7 protein-coding genes are annotated in these 5,661 nt (G+C 62.0%); 4 read left to right on the forward strand and 3 right to left on the reverse strand.

Features of this window, described 5'->3' with window-relative positions:
- Positions 1-489 precede the first annotated feature (489 nt).
- Complete coding sequence (locus tag ACH2EI_RS00005; protein WP_395152420.1) at positions 490-1,125, forward strand: helix-turn-helix domain-containing protein; 636 nt, start codon at positions 490-492, stop codon at positions 1,123-1,125.
- Positions 1,118-1,732, forward strand: a complete 615-nt coding sequence (locus tag ACH2EI_RS00010; RefSeq protein ID WP_395158763.1) for a hypothetical protein — start codon at positions 1,118-1,120, stop codon at positions 1,730-1,732. The genes ACH2EI_RS00005 and ACH2EI_RS00010 overlap by 8 nt, the downstream gene beginning before the upstream one ends.
- 473 nt (positions 1,733-2,205) lie before the next feature.
- Here ACH2EI_RS00010 and ACH2EI_RS00015 read toward each other — a convergent pair whose 3' ends face one another.
- Entirely contained in the window at positions 2,206-2,454 is a 249-nt protein-coding gene (locus ACH2EI_RS00015; protein WP_395152418.1) for a DUF2277 domain-containing protein, read from the reverse strand.
- An 11-nt stretch (positions 2,455-2,465) separates the two neighbouring features.
- On the reverse strand, positions 2,466-2,765 hold the full coding sequence (locus ACH2EI_RS00020) for a GNAT family N-acetyltransferase (RefSeq protein ID WP_395158765.1): 300 nt from the start codon (positions 2,763-2,765) through the stop codon (positions 2,466-2,468).
- A 52-nt stretch (positions 2,766-2,817) separates the two neighbouring features.
- On the opposite strand from ACH2EI_RS00020, the gene ACH2EI_RS00025 reads away from it, so the two are divergent.
- Positions 2,818-3,780, forward strand: a complete 963-nt coding sequence (locus ACH2EI_RS00025; protein WP_395152416.1) for a cation diffusion facilitator family transporter — start codon at positions 2,818-2,820, stop codon at positions 3,778-3,780.
- Here the strand turns inward: ACH2EI_RS00025 and ACH2EI_RS00030 are convergent.
- Entirely contained in the window at positions 3,774-4,553 is a 780-nt protein-coding gene (locus ACH2EI_RS00030; protein WP_395152415.1) for a helix-turn-helix domain-containing protein, read from the reverse strand. The two genes, ACH2EI_RS00025 and ACH2EI_RS00030, sit on opposite strands and share 7 nt — an antisense overlap.
- Before the next feature lie 172 nt (positions 4,554-4,725).
- On the opposite strand from ACH2EI_RS00030, the gene ACH2EI_RS00035 reads away from it, so the two are divergent.
- On the forward strand, positions 4,726-5,661 hold a 936-nt coding region (locus ACH2EI_RS00035), incomplete at its 3' end, for a proline dehydrogenase family protein (RefSeq protein WP_395158767.1).

Consider the following 5,661-nt stretch of genomic DNA (forward strand, 5'->3'; position numbering starts at 1 on the left):
GTTCAAGTCCTCCCTCCGACACAACGTTCATAAAGGCTCCGGCCCTGGTCAACGGCTTTTCAGGATCTCAATGACGGTCGCTCACGCGAACTGGACGGGGGTCTCGGACGATCGGGCCGACCTATCGATCTGGATCAACTGAGTCGACACGCTCCGCCTTCCTCAAGAATCAGCTCGCCGACGAGGCCGGCGGCGTCTTTGGCGATGGGTTGGGTGACGTGGCTGTAGACCTCGGCGGTGATGTGGGTGGCGGGAGGTGGCTGGTAGCAACATTTCTGAATCTCCCAGAGAGATTCAGGGCTTGGGAGATTCGCAGATCGTTCCTCCCATGGAGGTCCACCGGGACCTGCGGTTGTGTCTCACATTTTTCGTCGATGACGTTGATCGCTCTGGATGGGTGGTCTTTGGTTTTGTGTGCACTGTGTTGGGGTGGTGGTAGGTCGGTGGTGGTGGCTTGTAAATCTTGGAATAATCCTATATATTGCTCGTATGGGTTCTGATCTACTGTCGCTTGCGGATGCGTCAGCACTTCTTGGTGTGTCGTCTGAGCGTGTTCGCCAGTTGGTCGTTGCTGGCGACTTGCCGGGTGTGCGTTTCGGGAATGCGTGGGCAGTTCCACGCGATTCGATTGATGCGCGTCGTCAGGTCTCGAACCGTCGCGGTCGCCCGCTGAGCGCTCGGCGTGTTTGGGAACAGATCGCACTCGGCGATGTCGATTTGTCGAACGTGAGCCGATACCGGAACAGAGGAGAGGTCCGCCGCCATGAGATGAGTGCCACCGATCTCGACTACCTGTGTGGTCGCGGAGGTGTGCTGGTGAGTGGGGTCGCTGCTGCGGTCGAGTTCGGCGAACTGCTGCAGCCGGTCGCTGGCGAAGCCGACTTGTACGTCTCCGCTGAGATCTATGAGCAGCTAGGAGCCCTCGTTGCTGCGGTGCCCGATCAGCTTGGAGGAGTGGCAATTCGCTCAATCCCGGTCGACGTCTGGGCCAGTGCTATCGCTCAACCCAGGTCGGGGACCGGTCGTGCGTACGCACCTCGGGCTGCTGTTGCGCTTGATCTGATGGAGTCTGGCGATCCGCGACACTGGGTTGCCGCCGAGAACCTGATCGCAGCCCATGTCTGAACACCCGGTGATCGTGCTGCCACCATTGATCGGCGGACAAGCCGAGTCGTGGTCGGCGCTTCTCGAACTCTCGCCGGCGTTCGGGGACAACTGGTTGCTTGTCGGCGGGCAGATGGTGTTCCTGCACGAGCTCCAGCGGCAGTCCACTGACACCCGGCCAACGGACGACATAGACGTGGTCGTTGACCTGCGGGCTGAGCCAGCGGGTCTCAGTAGGATTCACTCGGCCTTGATCTCTGCCAGCTTCGACCAGGATTCGCCAGGACCCGAAGGGACAGCCCATCGTTATCGTCGTGGTTCAGCGGTGATCGACGTGCTCGCTCCGGACAACCTGGGCAAGCGCTTACAACTCAAGTTGGGCTCGGGGCGAACGATCGAAGCCCCTGGAACCACCCAGGCATTTCGGCGCAGCGGAATCGTCACCGTGGAGATCGAAGGCAGGTCAGCCGAGGTCCGTCGGCCCGACTTGATCGGCGCGTTGATCGGGAAGGCGTCTGCGGTCGCCAAAATCACCTCGCAGTCAGCGGCAAGCCGGGCGAAGCATCTGCGGGACTTCGCTCCCTTACCCGGATGCTTGGCCCCATTGACCGGGCAACGGCTGATCTGAGCAAGAGCGAACGGAAGCTTTTGGTGGGCCTCGGCGAGTCTGAAGGCCTCAGAGAACTCGGTCATACGGCGCTACAAGCGCTGCTGAACGTTCGATCATGACGCAGTTCGTTGTTGACCCAGCTGAATCGAACGATCGTGCAGGGGCGACAGATGCATCTTGAGTACCAGCGAGATAATCGATCGGAAGTTCCTGCGATCGACGCGCCAGAAGCGGTGCGAACAGCACGTTTCTGGCACTGCAAGTTTTGAAGCCTTGAGGTGCTTGCGCAGTTCGTCTGGTGTCGCTTGAAGCATGCCCATCGCTGAAGAGTGTCAGGGTCAGCAAGTGGCCGAAAAAGGAAGTGCAGAGATTCGTGGAATGGTCACAAACCATCGGACGAGCCCATGAGCTGTTCAAGTCCCCCTCCGACACCTGGGAGTCGGCAGCAAGAGGGCCGTCGCGGTTGCTTGCGTTGAGAACTGACCGACCGTCTACTTTCGCGCCAAGCGGCGGAGCGGGGGTTCGGTTTTTGGGGGTTGCTTGCGGGGCGGGAGTTCGCTGAGGACGCGTTTGGTGATCGCGTAGATCTCGGCGACCGCTCGTTCGACCGGCTCCTCGGTCGCCGCTGAGGTCTTTTGCACGCCGCTGATCTTGCGAACGTACTGACGAGCGCCTGCCTCGATCTCTTCGTCGGTGGCGCCTGGCTCCAAACCGCGCAGCGTCGTGATATTTCTGCACATGGTGTTCCCCTTCAGTTGGCGAGCAGGTCGCCGGTCTCGGGATGGCGCCGCATGTAGGCCGCGGCGTAGGCGCACAGCGGACGCACTGTCTGGTGCCGCTCGCGGACGTCGGCGAGTATGCCGCTCATCAGCTGGGCTGCGAAGTCTTTGCCCCGATGCTCCCGGTTGGTCTCGACATGGGGGAGTGTCACCACGTTGTCGTTCAGCCAGTAGGTGGCGAACCCGACGACCGATTCGTCGAGCAGCAACTCGTACCGATTTTGGTGAGGACGGAGTTCGACGGTGAGGCGATCATGTTGTGCGGTAGTCAAGAGTGAAGTCTGGCAGATGGTGCAGATCGAATCTCCTGCTATTCTATTCTCAATGAGTGAGAATGGACAAGGTGATGAAGCGACAGTGACGGCAGCTTCACGCAATCATTCGCACGGTCATTCGCACGGTCATGGATCGGCGAAGCGGCTTGGTTTGGCTTCGGGGGCCAACGTCGTCTTTGCCGTCGTCCAGGTAGTTGTCGGGCTGTCCATCGGGTCGGTCGTCGTGCTCGCCGATGCAGCGCACCAGGCAGTTGACGCACTCGGTCTCGTCACAGCGCTCATTGCACTGCGGGTCGCTCGTCGGCCTGCCGATGCCCAGTGGACCTATGGCATGGGAAAGTCCGACGCGTTGGGCGGCTTCGTGTCGGCACTCTTACTCGTCGGCTCGGTCGTCTGGATCGTCATCGAATCGACCCGTCGCCTCTTTGAACCGGCTGAAGTATCGGGCTCGGGCGTGATCGCGATCGGCGTGATCGCGATCATCGTCAACGGTGGCAGCGTGCTGCTCGTCGGTCACAATCACGGTGCCGATGACATCTCACTGCGCGCTGCTCGCCTCCACTTGCTGACCGATCTCGCTGGCTCGGTGGTCGTTGTCGTCGCCGGCGGGCTGTTGGCAGTCGGCGGCCCGGCTTGGATTGACCCAGCAGCGTCGTTCCTGCTCTCCGCTGCTGTGCTCTGGAGCACGTGGCGACTCATCGTGTTGGCAACACGCGTCCTCCTCGACCGCGTGCCGGCTGGTTTGGCGGTGGCTGATGTCGTCGAGGTGCTTGTCGCTGAACCGGATGTCGACGGTGTTCACCACGTCCATCTTCGGCCGGTCGGCCCGGGCGTGGTGAGCGTGACGGCGCACGTTGTCGTCGACGGCCGGCTGTCGGTGCACGATGCACAAGCCATGACCGACCGACTTGGTGCGCTGCTCGTCGACGAACATCGTGTGAGCCACGTGACCTTGCAACTCGAGTGTCACCATTGCGACGACCTCGAGCACGAAGAACACGGCCATCACTGATCGTCGAAGCGCGACCGTCTTGTCACACTTTGGTCTGCTCGGTGTGACAGACCTCGGTGTGACATGGTTCGAAAGGTGGCGGGTGCCATACCGACCGCGCGTTTGAAGTGGCGGGTGAAGGCACTCTGGTCGTAGTAGCCGCAGGATGATGCAATCGTTGCAATCGAATCGGTCGACGTGTCGAGTAAGCGCAGCGCCTCTTCCAATCGGAAGCGCAAGATCAGTTGCTTCGGCGTCAGACCGAGCACCCGCTTCGACAGTCGTTCGAGCTGTGTCACGCTCACGCCAGCGGCGGCCGCCATCTCGCTCACGGTGACCTGTTCAGCGAAGCGAACGCGAGCGATTTCCACGGCGCTCGCGAGTTGCCGATGCGGTGCGGCACCATCGACCGGTGTGCGTTGATCCACCGACACGATGACGATGCCGGCTGGCTGGCCAGCGTCGTCGGTCCACCGTGACTTCGACGTCAGGAACCAGCCGTAGGTCCCGTCGGGCCGAGTGATCGCCTCGAGTTCGTTTGACAGGATGTGGCCGGTACGCATGACCTCGTCGTCTTGCGCTTCATACTGCTCGACCAGCTCAGGCGGAAACAGATCAGCGGCTCGCTTGCCGTGCACATCGCCAGGCGCTCGTACACCCGCCCGGTCGGCGAATGCCTGGTTCGCCGAGACGTAGATGCCATTGGTGTCTTTGATGCAGAACATGACGTTCGGCGTGGTCGCCAGCACGTCGGTGACGGCCGTGAGAGAACGGTCGAGAGAACGGTCGGGCACACCGTCATCATCGCAGGGTCGGTGTCAGATGCCCGACAGGTACGAATTCGACTGTCTGCCCGTCGAATTCGACCAAGACCGGCGGCCCGCATCAGTATTTGCTGGAGATATGACCGATCTGTCGTCTCGCACTGTTCCGGAATCAGTCCCGGTACCCGTTCCGGACACGGTGATGGCAACGGACAATCAGCAGACAAATGATGCGGTCGACCTCGCCCGGAGCCTGCTTGCGGTCAGCCTCGCTGACGAGTCGAAGCAAGAGCGGCGGCGGCGTGAACGCCTCGGTCGGCTGCTCGCCGATCACAACGGTCGCGAGCTCATCCTGTCGCTCACCGACGAGGTGCTGCGCCTCGACGACCCCGCAGTGGCAGCCAAGCGTTTCGCCGAACTCGTGCGGGAATACCCGACGCGCGAGATGGGCCCGATCGACGGCCTGATGCTGCGGGCTGGTGCACTCGTGGCGCCACGCCTTTCGAGCATCGTTATGCCACTCGTCGTCCGGCGGATTCGCTCTGAGACGTCGGGGATTGTGTTGCGCACCGATGAGCCGACTTTTAGTCGGCACCTGGCTCGTCGTGCAGACGAGGGCGTCCGGCTGAACGTGAACCCGCTCGGTGAGGCGATTCTCTCCGACGCCGAGGCTGATGAACGTCTCGCCACGGTGCTCGCAAAGGTCGAACGCGCCGACGTCGACTATGTCTCGGTCAAGGTGTCGGCAATCGTTGCCAACCTCGACGTCCTCGCGTTCGACGACAGCGTCCGCCGCGTGATCGAGCGCCTCCGCACGCTCTACCGAGCGGCCGGTGCCGCGACGCCGACCACCTTTGTCAACCTCGACATGGAGGAGTTCCGCGACCTCGATCTCACGATCGAAGCGTTCATCGCGGTCTTGAGTGAACCCGAGTTCGTCACCGTCGATGCAGGCATCGTGCTGCAGGCATACCTGCCCGACAGCCATGATGCAGCCGAGCGCGTCGGCGCCTGGGCTGTGCAGCGTCGCACCGAGGGTGGCGGCACGGTCAAGGTGCGCCTCGTCAAGGGAGCGAACCTCGCCATGGAGTCAGCCGAGGCCGAACTCCACGGCTGGATCGCCGCCCCGTACGGCAAC

Origin of the sequence: Ilumatobacter sp. (genome assembly GCF_041688325.1) — a bacterium.
Taxonomy (GTDB): domain Bacteria; phylum Actinomycetota; class Acidimicrobiia; order Acidimicrobiales; family Ilumatobacteraceae; genus Ilumatobacter_A.

Excerpts from the sequence above, each read along its gene's own strand:
- ACH2EI_RS00025 (WP_395152416.1), top strand. The coding sequence starts at position 2,818 with ATGAGTGAGAATGGACAAGGTGATGAAGCGACAGTGACGGCAGCTTCA.
- ACH2EI_RS00005 (WP_395152420.1), top strand. The coding sequence starts at position 490 with ATGGGTTCTGATCTACTGTCGCTTGCGGATGCGTCAGCACTTCTTGGT.
- ACH2EI_RS00010 (WP_395158763.1), top strand. The coding sequence starts at position 1,118 with ATGTCTGAACACCCGGTGATCGTGCTGCCACCATTGATCGGCGGACAA.
- ACH2EI_RS00015 (WP_395152418.1), bottom strand. The coding sequence starts at position 2,454 with ATGTGCAGAAATATCACGACGCTGCGCGGTTTGGAGCCAGGCGCCACC.